Origin of the sequence: Streptomyces sp. NPDC005408, assembly GCF_040606445.1 — a bacterium.
GTDB lineage: Bacteria > Actinomycetota > Actinomycetes > Streptomycetales > Streptomycetaceae > Streptomyces.
The window spans coordinates 21653-40389 of record NZ_JBEXEX010000061.1; the positions used below are offsets into that span (position 1 = coordinate 21653).

At 67.5% G+C, this 18737-nt stretch carries 17 protein-coding genes and 4 pseudogenes; 10 read left to right on the forward strand and 11 right to left on the reverse strand.

What is annotated here, in order from left to right:
• Nucleotides 1-95: 95 nt before the first annotated feature.
• The 3 genes and pseudogenes from ABZS64_RS34180 to ABZS64_RS34190 all read right to left on the reverse strand — a co-directional run.
• Nucleotides 96-1376: a tyrosine-type recombinase/integrase gene (locus tag ABZS64_RS34180; RefSeq protein ID WP_355838085.1), complete on the reverse strand. Its 1281-nt coding sequence runs from the start codon at nt 1374-1376 to the stop codon at nt 96-98.
• On the reverse strand, nt 1376-1600 hold the full coding sequence (locus tag ABZS64_RS34185) for a helix-turn-helix domain-containing protein (RefSeq protein ID WP_355838087.1): 225 nt from the start codon (nt 1598-1600) through the stop codon (nt 1376-1378). Before ABZS64_RS34185 ends, ABZS64_RS34180 begins: the two co-directional genes overlap by 1 nt.
• Nucleotides 1600-2109: pseudogene (locus ABZS64_RS34190) on the reverse strand (replication initiator); the annotation flags it as partial. The pseudogene ABZS64_RS34190 and the gene ABZS64_RS34185, both read right to left, overlap by 1 nt.
• A 212-nt stretch (nt 2110-2321) precedes the next feature.
• On the opposite strand from ABZS64_RS34190, the pseudogene ABZS64_RS34195 reads away from it, so the two are divergent.
• Nucleotides 2322-3152, forward strand: a pseudogene (locus ABZS64_RS34195) (IS5 family transposase).
• A 58-nt stretch (nt 3153-3210) separates the two neighbouring features.
• Here the strand turns inward: ABZS64_RS34195 and ABZS64_RS34200 are convergent.
• Nucleotides 3211-4053: a DUF6461 domain-containing protein gene (locus tag ABZS64_RS34200; protein WP_355838089.1), complete on the reverse strand. Its 843-nt coding sequence runs from the start codon at nt 4051-4053 to the stop codon at nt 3211-3213.
• 1926 nt (nt 4054-5979) lie between these two features.
• Between ABZS64_RS34200 and ABZS64_RS34205 the strand changes: the two genes are divergently transcribed.
• From ABZS64_RS34205 to ABZS64_RS34225, 5 genes are all read left to right on the forward strand, one after another.
• Nucleotides 5980-6420 (forward strand): hypothetical protein, encoded by a 441-nt coding sequence (locus ABZS64_RS34205; protein WP_355838091.1) that lies wholly within the window; start codon nt 5980-5982, stop codon nt 6418-6420.
• A gap of 172 nt (nt 6421-6592) precedes the next feature.
• Complete coding sequence (locus ABZS64_RS34210) at nt 6593-7480, forward strand: GNAT family N-acetyltransferase (RefSeq protein WP_355838093.1); 888 nt, start codon at nt 6593-6595, stop codon at nt 7478-7480.
• Between the two features lie 634 nt (nt 7481-8114).
• A complete protein-coding gene (locus ABZS64_RS34215) occupies nt 8115-8288 on the forward strand; it encodes a hypothetical protein (protein ID WP_355838095.1) in 174 nt (57 codons plus the stop codon).
• A gap of 226 nt (nt 8289-8514) precedes the next feature.
• Nucleotides 8515-9324, forward strand: coding sequence for a leucine-rich repeat domain-containing protein (locus ABZS64_RS34220; protein WP_355838097.1), 810 nt, complete (start codon nt 8515-8517; stop codon nt 9322-9324).
• A 711-nt stretch (nt 9325-10035) separates the two neighbouring features.
• Nucleotides 10036-10599, forward strand: a complete 564-nt coding sequence (locus ABZS64_RS34225; RefSeq protein WP_355838099.1) for a DinB family protein — start codon at nt 10036-10038, stop codon at nt 10597-10599.
• A gap of 88 nt (nt 10600-10687) precedes the next feature.
• Here ABZS64_RS34225 and ABZS64_RS34230 read toward each other — a convergent pair whose 3' ends face one another.
• The 5 genes from ABZS64_RS34230 to ABZS64_RS34250 form a co-directional block, all read right to left on the reverse strand.
• Complete coding sequence (locus ABZS64_RS34230; protein WP_355838101.1) at nt 10688-11074, reverse strand: hypothetical protein; 387 nt, start codon at nt 11072-11074, stop codon at nt 10688-10690.
• A gap of 277 nt (nt 11075-11351) precedes the next feature.
• Nucleotides 11352-12020, reverse strand: coding sequence for a nucleotidyl transferase AbiEii/AbiGii toxin family protein (locus ABZS64_RS34235; protein ID WP_355838103.1), 669 nt, complete (start codon nt 12018-12020; stop codon nt 11352-11354).
• Entirely contained in the window at nt 12017-12355 is a 339-nt protein-coding gene (locus ABZS64_RS34240) for a hypothetical protein (RefSeq protein ID WP_355838105.1), read from the reverse strand. Before ABZS64_RS34240 ends, ABZS64_RS34235 begins: the two co-directional genes overlap by 4 nt.
• Nucleotides 12356-12980: 625 nt before the next feature.
• Nucleotides 12981-13622 (reverse strand): hypothetical protein, encoded by a 642-nt coding sequence (locus ABZS64_RS34245; RefSeq protein ID WP_355838107.1) that lies wholly within the window; start codon nt 13620-13622, stop codon nt 12981-12983.
• Nucleotides 13623-14809: 1187 nt separating this feature from the next.
• A protein-coding gene (locus ABZS64_RS34250; protein ID WP_355838109.1) for an IS5 family transposase occupies nt 14810-15618 on the reverse strand; the annotation gives its coding sequence in 2 pieces (ribosomal slippage) (nt 14810-15132 and nt 15132-15618; 810 coding nt in all).
• Between the two features lie 62 nt (nt 15619-15680).
• Here ABZS64_RS34250 and ABZS64_RS34255 point away from each other — a divergent pair.
• Nucleotides 15681-16039: pseudogene (locus ABZS64_RS34255) on the forward strand (hypothetical protein).
• An 85-nt stretch (nt 16040-16124) separates the two neighbouring features.
• Here ABZS64_RS34255 and ABZS64_RS34260 read toward each other — a convergent pair.
• Nucleotides 16125-16796 carry a hypothetical protein gene (locus ABZS64_RS34260; protein ID WP_355838111.1) on the reverse strand — a complete coding sequence of 224 codons (672 nt, stop codon included), beginning with the start codon at nt 16794-16796 and terminating at the stop codon, nt 16125-16127.
• A 419-nt stretch (nt 16797-17215) separates the two neighbouring features.
• Between ABZS64_RS34260 and ABZS64_RS34265 the strand changes: the two genes are divergently transcribed.
• The 3 genes from ABZS64_RS34265 (at nt 17216) to ABZS64_RS34275 (ending at nt 18482) form a co-directional block, all read left to right on the forward strand.
• Entirely contained in the window at nt 17216-17689 is a 474-nt protein-coding gene (locus ABZS64_RS34265; RefSeq protein ID WP_355838113.1) for a hypothetical protein, read from the forward strand.
• 140 nt (nt 17690-17829) lie between these two features.
• Nucleotides 17830-18306 carry a DUF4277 domain-containing protein gene (locus ABZS64_RS34270; protein WP_355838115.1) on the forward strand — a complete coding sequence of 159 codons (477 nt, stop codon included), beginning with the start codon at nt 17830-17832 and terminating at the stop codon, nt 18304-18306.
• On the forward strand, nt 18297-18482 hold the full coding sequence (locus ABZS64_RS34275; protein WP_355838117.1) for a hypothetical protein: 186 nt from the start codon (nt 18297-18299) through the stop codon (nt 18480-18482). Before ABZS64_RS34270 ends, ABZS64_RS34275 begins: the two co-directional genes overlap by 10 nt.
• Nucleotides 18483-18557: 75 nt before the next feature.
• On the opposite strand, the pseudogene ABZS64_RS34280 reads toward ABZS64_RS34275, so the two are convergent.
• A pseudogene (locus ABZS64_RS34280) lies at nt 18558-18737 on the reverse strand (deaminase); the annotation flags it as partial.

Genomic DNA, 18737 nt, shown 5'->3' on the forward strand with positions numbered 1-18737 from the left:
TATCGAGAATTGGTGAACGGTGATGTGTGAGGGCCTGGTCGGAAATGTTTCCGACCAGGCCCTCACGCGTTTTGACGGCAACGGTGACGGCAACGTCAGCGGACGACGGCTGCGGTGGGCGGGACGTCAGGGTCGTCATCGGTGGGGTTGAGGGCGTTGCTGAGGGTGTCGATGGCCTGGCGCTGGAGGCGCAGTCGGACGTGGGCGTAGACGCCGGCGGTGACGCCGATGTGGGCGTGTCCGAGGAGTTCCTTGATGACGACGAGGTCGACGCCCTGTTCCAGTAGCAGGGTGGCGGTCGAGTGGCGGAGGTCGTGGAAGCGGATCGTCCGGAGCCCGGCCTTGTGGAGGAGGCGGTGGAAGCGGCGGGTGAGGTTGCCAGGGTCGAGCGGCCTGCCCTTCGAGGTGGTGAAGACGAGCCCGTTGCCCGTCCAGCCCGGTTCGGCGTCCTGACGCTCTTCCCGCTGCTGTTCCTGGTGGATCTTGAGGGAGTTGATGCATTCGGTGGGGAGGGCGATGCGGCGTTCGGAGGCGAGGGTCTTGGTGTTGAGGATGGTCAGGCCCTGGGTGCGGGTGCGTTGGAGGGAGCGGTGGATGGTGGCGGTGCCGCCGTCGAGGTCGAAGTCTTCCCAGTGGAGGCCGAGGAGTTCGCCCTTGCGGAGCCCGGTGCGCAGGGCGAGTTCGTACAGAGCATGAAGCCGGTCATCGTCGGCCGACTGAAGGAACTGCCGGGCTTCGGGGGCGGTGAGGGGCTGGAAGCGCCGGTGGCGGGGCGTGGTCGTCTTGACGTTGCGGGCGACGTTGCGTGGTAGTTCGTCCTCGCGGACGGCGTGTTCCAGGGCGGACTTGAGGACCGCGTGGACGTTCACGGTAAGCGGTGAGAGCCGCTTCTCGCAGCACTGGCCGATGGCGCAGCAGCGCCGCCGGTCGGTGTCCCGTTCCTGAGCGCAGCACTGGCAGGTGGTGCGGAGTCCGTCGAGGAAGGTGCGGACGTCGCGGGTGGTGAGCCGGGCGAGCTTCTTCCCGCCGAGGCCGGTGTTGAGGTGGAGGCGGATGGCGGCGCCGTAGCGGGTGTGGGTGTTCTCCCGCAGGTGGTGCACGGCGACGCCGTCCAGCCAGTACGTGAGGTAGGCGCTCACGGTGCTGTCGGCCGTCGCGACGGGGAGGCCGCGGTTGCTGGCGGCGATCTTCTCGGTGAGCTTGGTCAGCGCGTCTTTGCGGGTGGTGCCGTAGACGCGGATGCGCTTGCGGGTGTTGCCGGGGGCGAGGACGTATCCGGCGGCTTCCCATCGTCCGTCCTTGCGCTGGTAGACGGTTCCGTCGCCGTTCGCACGGGTGCGGGAGCGGCGGGAGGAGGCGGGGCGGGGTGTGGGCATCAGGCGGCGTCCTGTTCGAGGCGGGTGCGGATGAAGTCGGTGAGGGCGTGGGTGGGGATGCGGCGGGCGCGGCCGAGGGTGATCGATGTGAGCTGGCCGGTGCGGAGCAGGTCGTAGACGGCGGAGCGGCCGAGCTGGAGACGGGCCATTACCTGGGGCACCGTGAGCAGATCCAGCGCCGGGACCGCTTCCGTGTAGGGGGCCGTGGACGAGGGCGAGGTCATCAGCTGCCCCCTTCGGCCTCGAACTGCCGTTCCAGTTCCCTGCGGTGCCAGACGTGGGCGGCGAGGAGGCTCGCGCCGGGGCTGTAGCTCGCGCCGATGTAGTCCCAGTGGCCGACGACGAGAGTCGTGTCCGCATCGGAATCGGGGAGGCCGGCGTGTGCGCGGGCCTGTTCGGTGCGCCAGGTGCGGCGGGCGTCGCGCAGCGCGCCGAGGGTGACGGAGTAGGAGCGGGATTTGGTGGAGAAGTGGCCCCGGAAGCCGAGCATGTGCGCCCACTTCCAGAGCTTGAGTTCGGCGAACTCCGGCAGGCGGCCGAGCTCCCAGCAGGTGCGGATCATCTGCCGCACGTGCCGGGGGACGGCGAGCCGGGTCAGCGGGCGGGCCTGTCCAGTGCCGTCGCAGGCGGTGCACGGGAGCGGAGTTCCGTGGGGCAGGAGGGTGGCGCTGCGGCCCTGGCAGGGACGGCAGGAACGCTCAGCAGTCTGAGTTGCTTGTCCCGTCTGAGGAGCCGCAGTGCTTCGTCCTGCCGGACGACTGCGCTCACCTGGCTAAGCCGTCCTGGGCGGCGCGGCATGCGGGTGAACACTATTGAGGCAGAAACGATCATGTTCCAGAAATGCCGTGCCATGGGCCTAACTTTGCGCTATGAGCTCGTAACAAGATCTTGTTGAGGTGCCGTGGTCGGGCGTAACCGATGTGAGGATCCGGCCGTTTGCCTCGTGTGACGACTCGGCCGTGGATCGTGGACGACGACTTCTGGGCACGGATCGAACCGCTGCTGCCGCCCTGGCCCGAGCGGTCACCAGGGCCGAAACCGGTACCAGACCGGCTCTGCCTGCAGGGCATCTTGTACGTCTTGTGTCAGGACATCGCCTGGCAACTCCTGCCGCTGGAGCTCGGTTTCGGCTCCGGACAGACCTGTTGGCGACGTCTGGACCGCTGGCAGAAGGCCGGAGTCTGCGAGCAGCTGCACCGTATCCTGCTCGCCGAACTGCACGCGGCTGGCGAACTCGACTGGACGCGCGCGTGCGTGGACGGCTCTCACATCCGCGCGAAAAATGGGGGGCCGCAACCGGTCCGTCGCCGGTCGACCGGCGGAAGACAGGCAGCAAACACCACTTGATCTGCGACGGGCGCGGCACTCCGCTCCGGGTCATCACAACTGCCGCCAACGTCAATGACATCACCCAGACCCTCAACTTGGTCGACGGCATCCCGCCCGTCGCCGGACGGACCGGCCGCCCGCGAAGGCGACCCGAGTCCGTCCTGGGCGACAAGGCGTACGACTCACGTGCTGTGCGCCGTGAACTTCGGCGCCGCCGGATCCTGCCGGTGATCTCCCGCAGGGGCGCCCCGAACATCAAGGGCCTGGGCAAGCTCCGCTACGGTTGTCGAGCAGACCTTCGCCCTGCTGCACCAGTTCAAGCGCCTGGCCGTGCGGTGGGAACGACGCCTCGACCTCCACAATGCCTTCGTGTCGCTGGGCTGCGGCCTCATCTGCTGGCGGCGGCTCAAGAAGGCTGCTGGACCATGGTCGCAGAAGCCCCCGTAGCGGCAAGCTCCCTTATAGAGGGCGGCGAGTGCGACGGGGAACCCTCCACGCGCCCTCGCTACTCACCTGTCTCGTGCTCCGAACGATCCGTGGCCGGCGGCTCGTTGTAGGTGATCACGACCGGCGCGTTTGCCTCCGCCCGTGCGCGGTCCGACGCCGTCGCGATCTCCTCGTAGGTCCATTCCCTGTACAGGCGCTCCCCGTGGGCATCGGTGATGTCGATGACCACGCGGGTCCACTCCTCGGCGGGCTGTTCGGGGACGAGTCCCAGTTCGTACGTAGCCTCCTGGAGGAGGGATTCGGTGACGCGTATGCCGGTGAGTCTCTCGGCCAGAGCGAGGACCGCCGCCTTCCGGTCGACGTCCGGGGCGCTCTCGTCGTGCTCTCCCTCGGGGGTCGAGGTGAAGCCGACTTCCCGCAGCAGGGGGACCAGTTCATCGGGGGTGTTGCCGTCGCGCGACGAGGGGTCCTCGAACGTCGTACGGAGCTCACCGTCCTCGAACCAGTGGAAGAGGTGGATGGGCTTGCCCCCGTTGGTCGAGTGGGCCACAACCCGGCCGCCCTTCGACAGCGTGTCCACGCACGCGCCCGCGATCCCCAGGCCACCGTCGAAGCCGAGGACGAGTGTCCAGTCGCCGTTCTCGCCCGGAGTGCTGAAGGCGCCCGCGACGTAGGACTCGTCCCAGTAGTCGTAGTCCACCTCGGCGCGATGGGCGTTGTCGGCCTCGATCAGCCCGGCCGTTCCCTCCCCGGTGCCGCGCGGTTCGGCCTCCATCGCGCGCAGCACCTCGCGCGGGGTCCGCCCCCGTATCAGTGTCAGGGTGTATCCGCTCTCCATCGCGTGGCGGAAGAGCGGCGAGGTGCGGATCCAAGCGTAGTCGTGCGCGGTCACCAAGTTCATACGGCGCAGTGTGCCTGATGCCCCTGACAACGCCCGGTGCAAGCCGGTTCTGGTCCTCGGGTCGCTCCGAGTCCGTGTCAGCAACATGATCTTGTTACGAGCTCTTGGAGTGGCTGGTCATGTAACGGGCGTCCGCGCGGCCGCCACTGCCTCCAAGGGGCCGGGCGGCCGCCCAGTCGACAGGCCATCGTCCCCGGTGCATGAAACGGGAGCCGGGGACGTGCCTTCCAGACCCACTGAAGCCGCACCACTCCCGAGGGGCGGTTTGCTCGCAGACTGCCCAGATGCGGGCTATTCGGCAGGTACGTGTCGGGTCGCAGCCTCGAGCAGTCGACTGTTCTCTACCATCAAGCGCTGGTTGACGTTGCGGAGGGCCCCTAGATCGGCCTCTGCGCGCTGGCTGGCGGCCAGAGTGGCGTCCCGCTGCTTCCGCAAGTCCTCCATCTCGGCATCCCGCGCGGACGGCAAGCCCAGGCCGTCGCGGGCACGGGCACCGAGTTCTTGGACGCGTAGCGCACGGAGCTGAGCCCGCACCTCCTCAAGAATTCGCCGGAGAACGGCGTTCCGTTCGAGGAGCATGCGGTTCTCAACCTCCAGCGCGGCCTCTTTCCGGGCTGAGGCTGCGGCGGCGGCTCACGGCCGATCGCCGGCCAGATGGGCGCGTACAGACTCGGCCTCGACTTTGAGGTCGCGGTGCCGCTGCAGGTACTGCGGATTGACTTCGGCTCGGCGAGTGATTTCCGCGTCAGTAAGCGGTGTTCGCCTCTTGCGCGCATCTTGGCCAGGACGTTGAGGACGCGCTGTCGGCAGCGTTCGCTGTCGGCACGGCGCCGTCCCGCGGCAGCTGCCCGTCCGGCGTCGAGCGCCGCCGTACGAGCGGGCTTGATGCTTGTGGGGACCTCGTCCCCGGAGACGCTGGCTGTGCTCGTCAACTTACGTGTCCAGTCAGCAGAAGCGGATCGACAGTTGGCTGGTCGACGTGGTGCCGCCCGGCGAGGACGGCGGACACGGGGATGACGGCGAGGAGCCGGCTGGAGGGGATTCCAAAGAATCTTTCGGACTCACCACGCCATCGGACCCACACCGGCGCGCCTGCATACAGAAACTCACCACGGCTCATGGCGGAACTCACCACGGTGCGGCGCTTCGTCGGGGAACTCACCATGGCTCCTCACCGCTCCGGCAAGCCGGCCGCAACCGCCCCGCGGGCCGGCGAACAGGAGCGTGCCCGCCCCATCCGGCGGCTGCGCAATGGGCCCTCGGCTCGGCCGGGCTGTGCGCAATGCGACCCTCGCGCGCACGCTGCTGAGGGCGGTTGCGTAGAAGTCGCGCAGTGCGACTGGCCATTGCGCAGCCACCCGGGGCTCTCTGTGCGGCGATGGGCAGTCATTTGGTCGTGGACATGGGCCCTGATGCGGCTGTAAGCGATGAAGGTCTCGCGGTCGTCCATGAGGCTCGTCCAGATCTCCTTGGAGGTCCGGCCTGCTTCGATCACGGGATCAATGAGGTGTTGGACGCTATCGATGACCGTGGTGCGACGAGGCAACGGCTTGCGGGGCTGAGGTGCCGGGTCGTCCAGGGCAGCCCGGATGGTGCGCCAGGTGACCTGATGTCGTCTCTCCAGGGCTCTCATGGACAGGCTCTCGGCTTCGGCGTCGCGGCGGATGCACTGGTAGAGCTCGGCCTTGTCAACACGCTTGGCTTCAGGGCAAGACCGGGTGGCTCTGTTCACGAGAACGGGTTCTGGCTCAGGTTCCGTGGTCAGTGACGGTGAGTGGCAGAATCACGTCTCAAACAGGTGTCTGCCAGGTGGGGCCGAGGCACGCCCGAAAGGGGCCATGGGATCATCTTGGTGCGAAGGCGCTGTCAGCTTGACAGTCTGCGCACGATCTTGATCACGGGAATGCCGAGCCACAGGAGATGCCCATGCGGGAGACCCTCGTCATCGTGGGCTTCGCGATCGTGGCTGACCCGCTCCTTCGCCGCATACGCAAGCTATGGCGCAAGCGCCGCATTTCCCGAACGGTCGCCGGACTGAAGCGTGGGGAAGCCGTCCGCATCCGCTGTGACGTACGATTCCGCAACTCTGGCGGAAAACGACACCGCGCTCGCCTCGCAGTGAAAGCCGAAGGTGTCTTCCTCTCCACCATTGACGGCACCGTCTCGAATCTGCAGCTCCGGACCCCTGGCACGACCGTCGAGATCGTCGCTGAACTCTCGATGATGGTGTGCAACGTAGCTGGGCGACAGCTCGAGGTCCTGCTACCGACCGGGGAAGACCGCCTGCTCAAGGCCGTGGCGGGCAGCCTCATAGACTGCACCGACGAACAACCCCTCACCACCTGCGGGATCATCGAGGACTCGTAGCTCTCAGCCGCCCATCACCATCGAGATCGTCCCATGGCCCGTTTTGGGCCTACCTCGGGACCAGGAACCGTCACTCACCGTGGCGACGTCACGGAAGTTGAGCCAGAGCCCGTTCTCGTGGACGAAGCCAGCAAGTGCTCTCCCGAGTCGAGTACATCCGGGATCATGAAGCATGCTCCCGGATGACTGGCAACTCACCGAAGACGTCGACGACTTCCTCGCCCGAGCCGGAGACTTCCTGCGCTCGCGTCCCGCCCTGCACAACACGCCGCTGACAGACATCGAGAAACTGCGAACACACGGGGCGGACGCACACGGTGCCGAAGCCACCGTCTTTGGCCGACTGGAGTCAGGAGGCGAGGTCCACGCCATCTTTTATCGCACTCCGCGCGGATACCTGAGCGTCACTCCCCTCTCTGCCAAGCAGGCCGGCACCCTCGCCGCTCACCTGGCTGGCCTCGGCCGCTCCCCCTCCGGCGTCATCGCGGACCACGACACCGCCACCGCTTTCGCCGAGACATGGCAGCGGCACACGGGCGCAGCGCCGGTACCCTTCTGGCGGACTCACCTTTACCGTCTCGGCACCCTCACCCCACCACAGCCGCGCCCAGAGGGCCGAGGCCGCGTCGCGGGCGAAAAAGACCATGAGCAAGTCGTGCGCTGGTGCCGTGAGTTCTGCGTCGGTAGCGGAGAAAACGTCTCCATAGACGCCATTGACGCCGGCTCCTGGGCCGACACACGTTTCGCGGACAAGCACTTCACGTTCTGGGAGACCCCGGACGGCATTCCCGTTTCCATGGCGGGCTCGACGTCGATGGTCGGCGGCATGGTCCGGGTGGACCCCGTCTACACCCCGGCCCACCTCCGGGGTCGCGGCTACGCGGGCGCCGTGACGGTCGAGGTGAGCAGGGCCGCCCTGACCGCGGGCGCGACGGACGTCGTCCTGTTCGCGGACCCGACCAACCCCACCAGCAACGCCCTCTATCAACGCATCGGATACGTCCACGTCGCCGACTTCACCGGGTACAAATTCTCCTACGCCGTACCAGAAGCCGGTTAGGAACACGAACGACACAAAACGCACCTGCCACCAGGAAGCTGATCCGCCGACACCGCCCTACCGGCTACAGCAGGGAGAAAGAAAAAGCACCTACTTATGAGCTGGAAGCCCGGTCGCCGTGATGCCCCACGTCGGCGGTGGGCGTTACGAGAGCTTCTTGCAAACGCCCAGGGCCATCACCGCACCCGTGGCTGCCGCTGCGGAGTATCTAAGCCCTCTCAATGTCCCACCCCTGTGTGATTGGGACCCGGCCCCGGCACCAGGTCAGAGGTGGAGTCTGACATGGTCTCGCGCTGACTAGTACACACGTACCCGTGGGCACGCAGTCCGGCTCGGATGGTTCACACGTACTGGTAGTACGACCCAGGGATTCACGGACACTGTCACGGGATCCCGGCCCATCGAACGCTGCAAAGTCCCAAGTCATAGAGTTTCGTCGGTGGCCCACCTCACGGCGTCCAGATGACCCTGGAGGGCGAGACGCTCACCATGGCGGCAACTGACCGCTACCGCTTCGCGGTCGCGGAAGTCCCCACCAGCGCCACGGTGCAGCCGCTGGAGAGGCCGCTGACCACGCTCATCCCGCTGGCATTCTCGCCCCCTCGCCAAGCGCATAAAGTCGTACGACGGGCCCGTGGGCATCGGCGCCTATCTTGACGTCTGCTTCTTCCACCCCTTCGGTGACGGCAACGCCCGGTCCGCCTTCCTCGCCCTCATCTTCGTGCTCGACCGCGAGGGCGTCGCGCTCAGCGGGTCAGCCTGCTGCGTCGCATCACCTTCCAGGCCGACGCCCCCCAGGATGCGCTGACCCTCGCCCGGTACGTCGACGTCCATCTCGCGGAGACCCGCCGCAGCGCCGCCTCCCTCGGCTCCTAGGCCCTCGCTCTCCTGCCTCATACAATGAGGCCGGGCCGGTAGTTCGGAGAAGGACCGGTATGTGGCGGCTGCAACACCCTCGAAGGTGTGGGGTCGGACTTCCTGACCCGCAAGGCCAGCCTGATGTACCTGCATCAGAGGCTCCGTATCTTGGGGCCATGGTGGATGAGGGAGAACCGAGACTCGTTGTGAACCGGTGGGGCGACACGTCGGACCCCGGTGCCGGAGGGGGCGAGTCCTACCGGGATGTATGCACGTGCTTCGACCAGGCCAGGCCGCATCCGCGAGCCCGAGTCGGCTTCCACAGCGAGCATCAGGACACCTCGGCCCCTGGATGGCGGCGTCTGCTGGAGTTGATCGACGAGGCTGCGGACGACGGACGGGAGGAGTTCCGTCCGCTGGTTGAACTCAGTGCCCGGGAGCGGCGTCAGGTCATCACCCTGCCGCCGAGCATCGCCAAGCTGACGGCGGTCAAGCGCTTCGTGCTCTATGGCAGCAACCTGGTCCGGATACCGCCCGAGATCGGGGCGATGACCAGCCTGGAGGAGTTCACCCCCTACACCTCATACAGACTGCACTGGTTCCCCTACGAGATCACCAGATGCTCCAAGCTGGCTCGGAGCACGGTGAGCACCCGCGCACTGTTCGGGAACTACAAGCTCCGTCCGCCCTTCCCTGGACTGCAGCCGTCCCAAGACGCCGTCGCCGACCTCGACCTGACGAAACTTGATGCCCGCCGCTGGGGGACGACAGCCATCCGCGGGTGCAGTGTCTGCGACCGGCCGATCGAGCAGGGTGGGCTCCACCAAGTGTGGATCTCCCTGCAAGTGGCCACCGATGTGCTGCCCCTCCTGGTCAACGCCTGCTCGACAGCATGCGTTTCCGCACTTCCCCATGGCGCCGAGGACTACGTGCGGTTGCCGCACAAGGGCGGCAGAGTCGAGCAGCCCCCGTCCGACTGGGACTGATCAGCAACACCCGCAAAAGCTCATCGACTTCGATCTTCGCTCCATGCCCGAAACGCCTCCCGTAGAAGTCGGCATAGCCAGTCCCTCAAGCGTCCGCAGGGCAAGGGCCCAAGCCCTGCCCCCCGCGCCCGCGGGGATGGTCCCGACGGTCGGCCACACGGCGGGCACGTTCGGCTGCTCCCCGCACCGGCGGGGATGGTCCCGGCTTGTCGGCGTCGGTGCCGAGCAGGTATTGCTGCTTCCCGCACGCGCGGGGATGGTCCCGGCACGTAGCCATGGAAGTCCCAGCTCGCCGGCTGCTCCCTGCACCCGCAGGGATGGTCCCCTCACCCAGGAGAGCCTCCGCGACGCGAGCGGCTGTTCCCCGCACCTGCGGGGATGGTCCCGTCTACTGAGTCTTCGCCATCTTCGAACATGCAGGTCGGAGGCTCTGGCGTGGCGCTCGCTCGGGGTACTCATGCTGATCACGGGCGGGAGTCTGCGGTCTTGATCATCCGTCATGTCATCGGTCGAGGCTGTCACATTTGGGTCATTGAACCCAACCCAGCCAGCCGGGTTGTTAATGTCAAACAGCCGCTCGCGGCGGCGCGGCCCGAAGGGCACATCAGCCCCCAGCGTCATCTCCCGGTGCGGTACGCTCTCGCGGCCCACGGCCGGCGACGGCGTCCGCGAGGGTCGCAGCCAGGTCTCCGTTGTCTGTAGTGTGCGGAAATGACAAGAAGCGAGCGGCTCGCGGACCAGCTGGACCGGCACTGGCACAAGAACCTGCGGCCGCGGCTGCACGGTCTTGCCGATGAGGAGTACTTCTGGGAGCCGGTGCGCGGCTGCTGGAGCATCCGCCGACGTGGCACGTCGGCCGCACCGATGTCGGCAGGTTCGGGGGAGTGGACGGTGGACTCCGCGTCCCCTGACCCGGTGCCGGCGCCGGTGACCACGATTGCCTGGCGGCTGGCGCACATCATCGTCTCGTGCCTGGGCTATCGGGTCGGATGGCACTTCGGCGGTCAGGACGTCGACTCCCAGACATTCGCCTACGCGGGGACCGCTGACGAGGCGCTAAGACAGCTCGATGAGATGTATGGGAGATGGAACGCGGGGGTCCGCGAACTCTCGGACGCTGACCTGGAGAATCCGCCCACGGTGGGTCCCGAGCGGTTTCCCATGGAGGGCATCGTCCTGCACGTCAACAGGGAGCTGATCCATCACGGCGCCGAGATTTCCCTGCTGCGCGACCTCTACCGCTGGCAGGACGGAGCCGTACCGCGCCGAATATGACTTTTCGGTAACCGGCGATCGAGCTTCGGGAACTTACGTGGACTCCGTGACGCTCCGTGGCTGCTGCCGCCGAGAGGCCTCACGATCTTTAACCGCCGTTCTGCGCAGGTAGAAGGCCCTGGCATGGCGCTCGCGCGGTCTCCGGATCGTTCGCGACGTCGGCGGTCACGACCGCGTAGCCCGTACTGCCGTCGGGGCCTGGCAGTTCCGCGACGTGGTGGTCCATACGGCCGGTCGTCAGGATCGCCATTACGGCAAGGAGCTCGCGCTGGACATCGGCCGTGAAGTTTTCCCGGCCGCCGGCCTCGAAGATGCCGGTGTGACCGTCGGACAGCATGTGCGCGAGTTCATGCACGGCCTGGTCGAGCGTGGCGAACTGATCGGGGTCCATCCGGGCTTTGACCGATTTCAGGTAGAGCGAGGCCAGGTCGGGCCCGTTGTCCGACGTCTCTGGGGCGTTGTCGTCGTCGTTCATGACCCCACCCTGGTCCGGGAGCCTGCCGCGAGTCCAGCGGCCGGCCGAGCCGGGCCCATTTGGCGGCTCTGGCCGTGACAACCCCCGGGCCGCCTCGTTCACCGCGCACGCCGAGCTGTGAAGCTCCCGGTGACGTAGCCCCGGGGGCTTCACGCTGTCCGCGAGGACCTCGACCCGCCGACACCAGCACCCTGGCAGCGCGATGCACGGCAGGCCCGGGATGCATGGGTGTATGCCTCTGCGGTCTTTGCACAGGCCGGGCGCCCGCCCTCTCCCGCTACCCGGTCTCTTCGTCGTAGCGGGCGGCCAGGCGCACTCCGAGATCATCTGCCCAGTCCTTCACCCAGCGGCGCAGCTCGGCGACCTGGTCCAGAGCCATGCCGTAGGCGGTGAACTCGCGGTCGTGGGTGAACTCGGCCGCTTCCAGGCGGGCGTGGAGTTCCTCGAGGTCGAAGTCGTCCTCGTGCTGGGCGCCGAGGAGTTCCATCTGCAGGGTGCCGTAGAGGTGGCGGGCGCTGAAGACGTCGATCAGGTCGCGGGGGAAGCCGCGGTCGTGCACCGCCCGCGTCTTGAGGCCGATGGTGTCGTCGAGGGAGAGCACCGGCCCGACGCTGGTCTGGGCGGGTGGGCTGGTGAACACCTCCAGGAGGAGGTCGAGTTCGCAGGCCTGCCCGGTCACCGGGTCGGTGGCGGTCATCCGGGACATGCGGGGCGCGACCTCGATCACCGCCACCTGCCAACCCCGGGCGGTGAGCTCCTGGGCGAGGTGCGTGGTGATGACGTCCAGGCCGGCCGGGTCGGTGGTGGCGAAGTCCAGATCCTGGCTGAGCCGGGACACCAGCTCATGCGCCTGCACCGCGTATCCGCCCGCGAGAACGAGACCGTACGGGGCGCCCGCCTGAAGTGCGTCCGCGAGGAGACGCTCGTGCAGAGGGGGCAGCTTCACGCGGCGGCCGCGGACGCCAGCTGCGGGAAGCGCTGCTCCCAGCAGGAGCGCAGCGGCTTGCCGACCACGCGGCGCAGGACAGGCCAGTGCGCCCGCAGCAGATCGGCATTGAGGTAGGTCACGAGGTCGGCGCGCAGTCCGTTGTTCAGCACGATCCGGTACAGGCCGATCGCGAGCTGCTCGTCGCCGAGGTCGAACTCGGTCAGACCGGACCAGGCCAGGTGCTGCGGAAGCCGCACGACACCCGTGGACGGCCCGTGCAGGTCCTCCAGCGACCTTGGCAGCCGGTCCGCCAGGTGGCTCCACCTCGGATGCAGCGACATCTCTCCACTCACCCCACCAGTATCCCCGCCCCAGGGGGCGCGTGTGCCCCCGCCGCGCTGCCTTCTCGGCCAGGCTCCCAGGGCCAGGCCGACGACGCCCTCCCTAACCTCGTCGTTTCCGCAGGTCAGCTCCGAGTGATGGGTTCTTGGGCAGTCGGGGCACATGGGCTTGGCGCTCACCAGTACCAAAGTCCGGGCCCTGGCCGACTGCGGCGCAGCCGAGATCTCATCGATGTCCATGCCGCTTCCAGCCTGCCCACCGCTGCCCGGCACCGGCACCGCCGCATCGCCCGCCACCACTGCCTGGCACCGCCCACGGCCCGTCTGCGCACCCCCGCGCGGGCGGGCCGTCGCCGTACGCCGTGCTCCTGGCGGCAGGGCAGCCGCCTCCCACCTGCCGTGTGTTGCACCGATAACCCCGCCTCCGGCCAGGGTTCACGCGTGCCGGGCGGCAGCCCATGGGCCTCCCGCACTCTCGTGTCCGGTTTCTCCGCGCCCACCACCCCAGCCACCGACACTGCCCCGGCCCCCGAGTTGGGGTGTTCACGAGTAGACCTGACATGCAGCGAAGGGACCTCTTGAAGATCGCTTCCCACTTCGGCGAAGATCACTTCCTGAACGTTGCGTCGATACTGCCCTAGACGGGACCTGGCTGATCACGTAGCTCTTCTACGTCCGTCTGGGCATATCGCCCCAGTGGCCCGGGTAGCACTGCGTGACGTTCGGCGGTTACTTCGAAAATCCCGACGGGCCAGCCGAGGAGTGCTGCTGCTTCCTTGGTCGTCAGGCTCGCTTCGATCCAGGCATGGCGTTCGCGGACCGTGGTGGTGATCTGTTCCTCGGGGAGCCTGTCGAGGTCGTCCAAGGAGTACATGGGGTGTCCCTTGAATTCGCCCACCGGCTGCAGTAGGCCGTGATCGGCCAGGGTCTGCACGTCCACGCGCTCGACATCCAGCTGCGTGCGCTGGGATAGATGCTCTGCCGCCTTGATCGATCCAAGCCCCGGATGGTCGCCCACAGCGGCCCGGATCTCTTCGACTCGACCGGGCAGAGTACTGGCCACGGTGTGCGACCAGCGTTTGTCGTCCACATCCGGGGGTGGAATCAAGCCGTGCTGCACCGCACGGGGGACCTGCCAGTTCTCCAGGCCCAGCCATTTCGCCAGTTGGACAGGGCCGAAGACCCGCCCCTTGGTGGCTTTGGCACCTCCCGTCCCAGCGGTGACCGACCGCGATACGTGGAGGGACGGTGCTGGGTCACAGACCTCTCCGGTGCTCACGGCCTCCGCTATTTCCTGGAGGCGGTCTGGCAGTGTCTTGGCCAGCGTCAGGGACCAACGCTCATCGTCGATGTCGGGGGGGGCGGTATCAGCCCCCGGGCCTGGGCTCGGCGAATTTGCTTCGGTTCGAGCCCCAGCCAGTCAGCCAGCTGGTGCGGGCCGAAGTCACGTTCCTTGGCCACGTTCCCCTCCCAGTGCGATCGTCGGACACTCAGTCGCGCAGGTCAGGCGGAGCCCGTAGCTCCCCCACGATCACGCTAGGCGCCAGGTCTGACAGTCGACTCCGCTATGCGTCCCCGCCGCTGCCAGGGCAGCCTGACGCAGCCTCAGCAACGTCGATCCGCGCGGTACTCGTCGAGCAGCCGGAAAAACGGCTCGACCGGCGTGGAGTCGGCTGGCGTCTGGCGTTCGATCTCTGCGGCCCAGCCGAGTGAGCTGGGGATCTCGCAATGTTCGCGGAGCCATTGGGTGAAGTCGTCTTCGGGCCAGAAGTCGAAGGGTTCGTCGATGGCATGGGACGCCGAGAGCGACGCGGTATCCGGTGAGGATTGACTCCAAGTGGCGGAGGGAACCGCTGGGCAGCCACATTCCGGGCCGCAGGCGGATCTGCTCCAGGAAGTCGTACACATCCGTGCACTCCTGCCAGTGCTTGACGGTGCTCTGGGGGCTGTCCTCGGTCGGCATGGGGGGAGCCTACGGCGCGGACGGGAGTTGTCGGCCAGCGGAGCAGTGCGCGCGCAAGGCGGGCGCAAGTGGTCGGTTGGGGTCATTTGGCAGTCACCCTCTGCGATCTTGTTGCGGCCCGCCCTACGTTTGACCGGGGCTTCGAGTGCTGTCGAGGCCCAATGTCGGCTGCGGGTGAAAGCAGGGGCGGGGTGACGTCGCTGTTCGAGCGTCTGGATACAGAAGAGGCCATCGTGCGCGGGGAGTTCGCTTCGAGAGAAGATCGCGGCGGCTGAGGAACGGCTGGCTCACCTGACGATCACGCGGGAGACACTGCTCTCCCTGGTGGGTGACGAGTACGTCATCGACGACGTCGTGGCGGAGCCGAACGCCTCGGCCCCGAGTGCCGAGGCTTCATCGAATGGGGACTCGACATGGCAACAGGACCGGTCAGGCATCGTTGCTCCTGCCAATTACGCTGCGACAGGACAGCGAGCTGGTCAGCCTGTTCACTACTGATCGTTTCAGAATGCGGTTCGGACTCGTCTCAAGCAGATGATGCTGCAGGCGAGTTCGAGCAGGCCCTGATGTAAATCGGCGCGTATCTCGTAACGAGTGCGGAGGCGCTTGAACTGATGAAGCCAGGCGAAGGTGCGCTCTACGACCCACCGGGTCTTGCCCAAGCCGGAGCCGTGCGGGGCACCACGGCGGGCGATCTTCGGAGTTATCCCTCGGCGCCGGAGGAGTCGCCGGTACTTGTCGAAGTCGTAGCCTGGGTCGGCGAACAGGCGCCGCGGGTGGTGGCGCGGCCGTCCGCGCAGGCCACGAATGCGCGGGATGGCATCACAAGCGGCATGAGCTGGGTGACATCGTGCCGGTTGCCGCCGGTCAGTGACACCGCGAGCGGTGTGCCGTGCTGGTCGACGATGACGTGGTGCTTGCTACCGGGGCGGCCCCGGTCAACCGGAGATGGTCCGGTGTGGGCGCCTCCTTTGAGGGCGCGGAGATGTGAGCCGTCGATGGCGCAGTCGTCCATCTCCAGCAGCCCGGCCGCCCGCAACTCGGTAAGGATCGAGCGGTGCAGTCGCGGCCAGACGCCGGCCTCGGTCCAGTCCCGCAGGCGACGCCAGGCCGTGACCCCGGAACAACCCACCTCCTGACGTGGCACGTCGCGCCAGGTCACACCGGTACGAAGGACGTAGATGATGCCTGCCAGCGCAATGCGGTCGCACATCCGGTGTCGTCCTGCATACCGATGCCGCCGCTGCGGACGGGGCGGCAGCATCGGAGCAATGCGCGTCCACAGGCCATCGGGTACAAGATCACTGTTCACGCCCGGAAGCGTGGCGGAGGATCCCGGTTGAGGTGGGCCGATTGGCCCGACAGACTCGCCTGATGAGTCAGATCAGACACCAGGGAGCCTGGGACGGCCCCTTCTACCGAGTCCATACAGAGCATTTCGAGGCCGCATTTGTCCGAAGGCCGGTGAGGACCTGGAGTCCGTGGGCAACATCGACGTCTTCGTCGATCTCCCCGACGGCTCTCGTTGGAGCGCGACCATCATCACTCTGGCCGAGGTCGAGCTTGTGATGAAGAGGTGGGCGGCAAGCGGGGAAGCCCTGGGAGGCCGCTACTTCTGGGTTTCGGACGGCCTCATCGTCCGCGATGCCGGCATCAGCAACATGACACGAGTACTCGTCGGCCTGCTTGAGAACGATGAGTTCGCGCAGGTCCTTCAGCGACTCGACGACTGACAGGCTCCGTCGGACAGGAGAACCTGATTCTGAAACGATCAGTAAGTAGCCCCAGCCGCTCCGCGCCCGCCCTCGGCGCAATCGGTCACCAGTCGATGTGCGAAGTGATCCAGCCGGGCAGGGCGTCCTCGTCGTCCGCAGGCGGCAGTTCGGGGCCGCAGGTGAGCGGGGTGTAGGACAGCTGCAGGTGGGTGAGGTAGCCGTAGGGGCCGTTGTCGGCTGCGGGGCCGACCACCAAGGCGTGGGTGGGGGTGCGCCAGACGCGGTGGGTCAGGCTGGGCCCGGTGACCACGGCCGCGTCGGACAGAATCGTCCGCTCGGGAGCCGCGCCGAGGTGCTCGGTCACTGTCTGCGCCGCCTGTGCGAGCACGGTCTCGCAGTCCTGGACGGTGGCCGGCCTGTGCCCCGTCCAGCCGGGCTGCTGCTGCCAGTCGGCCATGAGCTCGTACAGCCACGGCCCGTTGTCCAAGTCCTCGTCGTCCGGGTCGACGGGGTACAGCTCGCCGAAGACCAGGAAGTGCCGGGCCTCCGGGGTCCCGAACGGGCTGGGGCCGTCGGTGCAGAGAACGTGGGCAGAGCCCGTGCGAAAGGAGTCGGCGACCAGTTCGTGCTCCCAGCCGCAGCCGCGGCGCCGCAGCTCCGAGTCGAGGGCATCGAAGTCCTCTGCGACAGGCGGTGCGGTCGGCAGGTCCAGCAGCTCGGCGACCGCCGCGGCGGTCAACGGCCGGTGGGCGAGGGCATGTACGGGGACCGGCATGATGATCACTCTATGTCGGGGCGACCACCGCCGGAGTCTGCCGTCGCCGGTTCGAATCCGGCCGGGTCCATTTGTACGTGCACGATGAGCCACGGGGGACGGCCCGATTCCCGGCCGACTCCGTTCCAAAGCGAAGGGCCCCGTCCACTCCGGTTGTCCGGCCGCTCGGCCTGGAAGCCACCGCGCGCCCCAGGGCTGCCCCCCAACCGGCCCGCCAGTACGCCCACCCCGCCCGGCCGGGCAGCACGCCTGCCATGCCGCACCTCTTCCCGGGCCTGCCCTGCCGCACCGGCCGGGGGCAGGCCCGCCACATCTCCCGCACGCGTTGCGCCGCTAGGACTTGTCCGGGCGGCAGCTGTGTCCGGCCCTGGTACCTATCTCACTGTCGGAGGGCTGATCACGTGGGGTAGAACGGCGGAATGGACGCCGCAGTACTTGAACAGATGTTGGACGAGACCTTCGATCACGCCGTCGTGCACCACGGATACACCAACTACATGCGCGACTATGAAGTCATCGTCTACGCGACAGCAGATCCCCGCACCGGGGTGGAACCGGCCTACCTGCGGTATCTCTTCAGGTACTGCGTCGAGGCCCGGTGCGAGTCGACGGTGGCGCCCGAAACCTGGCGTGTCTCTCTGGACGACCGACTCATCGACCACGAGACCGGTGTCGACCTCGACGGATACGTCTGGGGTGTGAAGTGGCACTGCTTGTACCCAGGCGCGAAGGTTCTCCCTGAGTCGGAAGCGACCCGCCGTTGGGCCCAAGCCGTCGGGATCGACTTCCACGAGGTTCGCATCGAAACCAACGCGCAGCATCTCACCCTGCTCTTTTCGGGCCTGCAGGTCAACGAGGTCCCGACCGGATACGCCCCCTTCGTCACGGATTAGCCCCGTATTTCGCGGGTCGCTGATTCGGCTGGAGAGCGGGGCCGGGCAGTGTCCGGCACGGGCCTGTCAACGTTGGTCCGGGTGTGTCGATGACTTCCCGGTCCCCGCGGCCACGGACGGAACGCCCCCGTATGGAGTGCGTGATCGAGTCCGTGGTGACCAAGCGTTTGGGCGCTCTGCCCGTCGCTGCCGAGTTTCTGCGCCGGCTGGATGTTGCGGGGATCGGCGATGCCCTTTGCCCGCCCGATCCCTGGGCGGAGCTGACGCACGGCCAGGTGATCGAGGTGCTGGTGGCCAACCGGCTGCCCGCTCCGGCGCCGCTGTTCAGTGTCGGGGACTGGGCCCGCAGCTGGGCGGTGGAGGAGGTCTTCGGCGTCGAGGCCGACCTGCTGGGTGACGACCGCCTGGCGCGTGCTCTGGACGCCATCGCTCCGCACCTGGACCGGCTTGCCGGCAGCGTCGGGGCGGCCGCGATCGCCGGCTTCGGCATCGATGTGGCCCGCATCCACTGGGATATGACGAGGATGTCCGTGCACGGCGCCGCCCCGAGGCCGGGCAGGACGAGGATTACCCGATGGTCAAGTTCGGGCATCCCAAGGACCGGCGGGTGGACTTGAAGCAGGTCCAGGCCGGCATCGGGGTGGCCGCCGACGGCGCCGTCCCGGTCTTCTCCCGCGTCCTTTCCGGCGGCGCCGGGGAGGTCTCCCAGGTCGTCGGCGCGATACAAGCCCTCAAGGCACTCGCCGGCGAGCGACGCCTGCTGATGGTCGCGGACTCCAAGCTGTACTCCTAGGACGCCGCTGGGCGGCGGCCATGCCGCGGCCGCGGGCGCCGGTGACGGAACCCGCGCCGGCCGGCTGGTCCGGCCTCACTTCCGCCAGAACAGGTGGTGCGTCACGCCGCTCGGGCTGGGCACGACGTCCTGGTGGAACCGGTCGAGCAGCTCATCGGGGGACTCCCACAGCCGGGCCCCGGAGCCGAGCTTCGTCGGCGCGACCGCCACATGCAGGGTGTCGACGAGGTCGGCCTCGAGGAACTGCCGGATGAT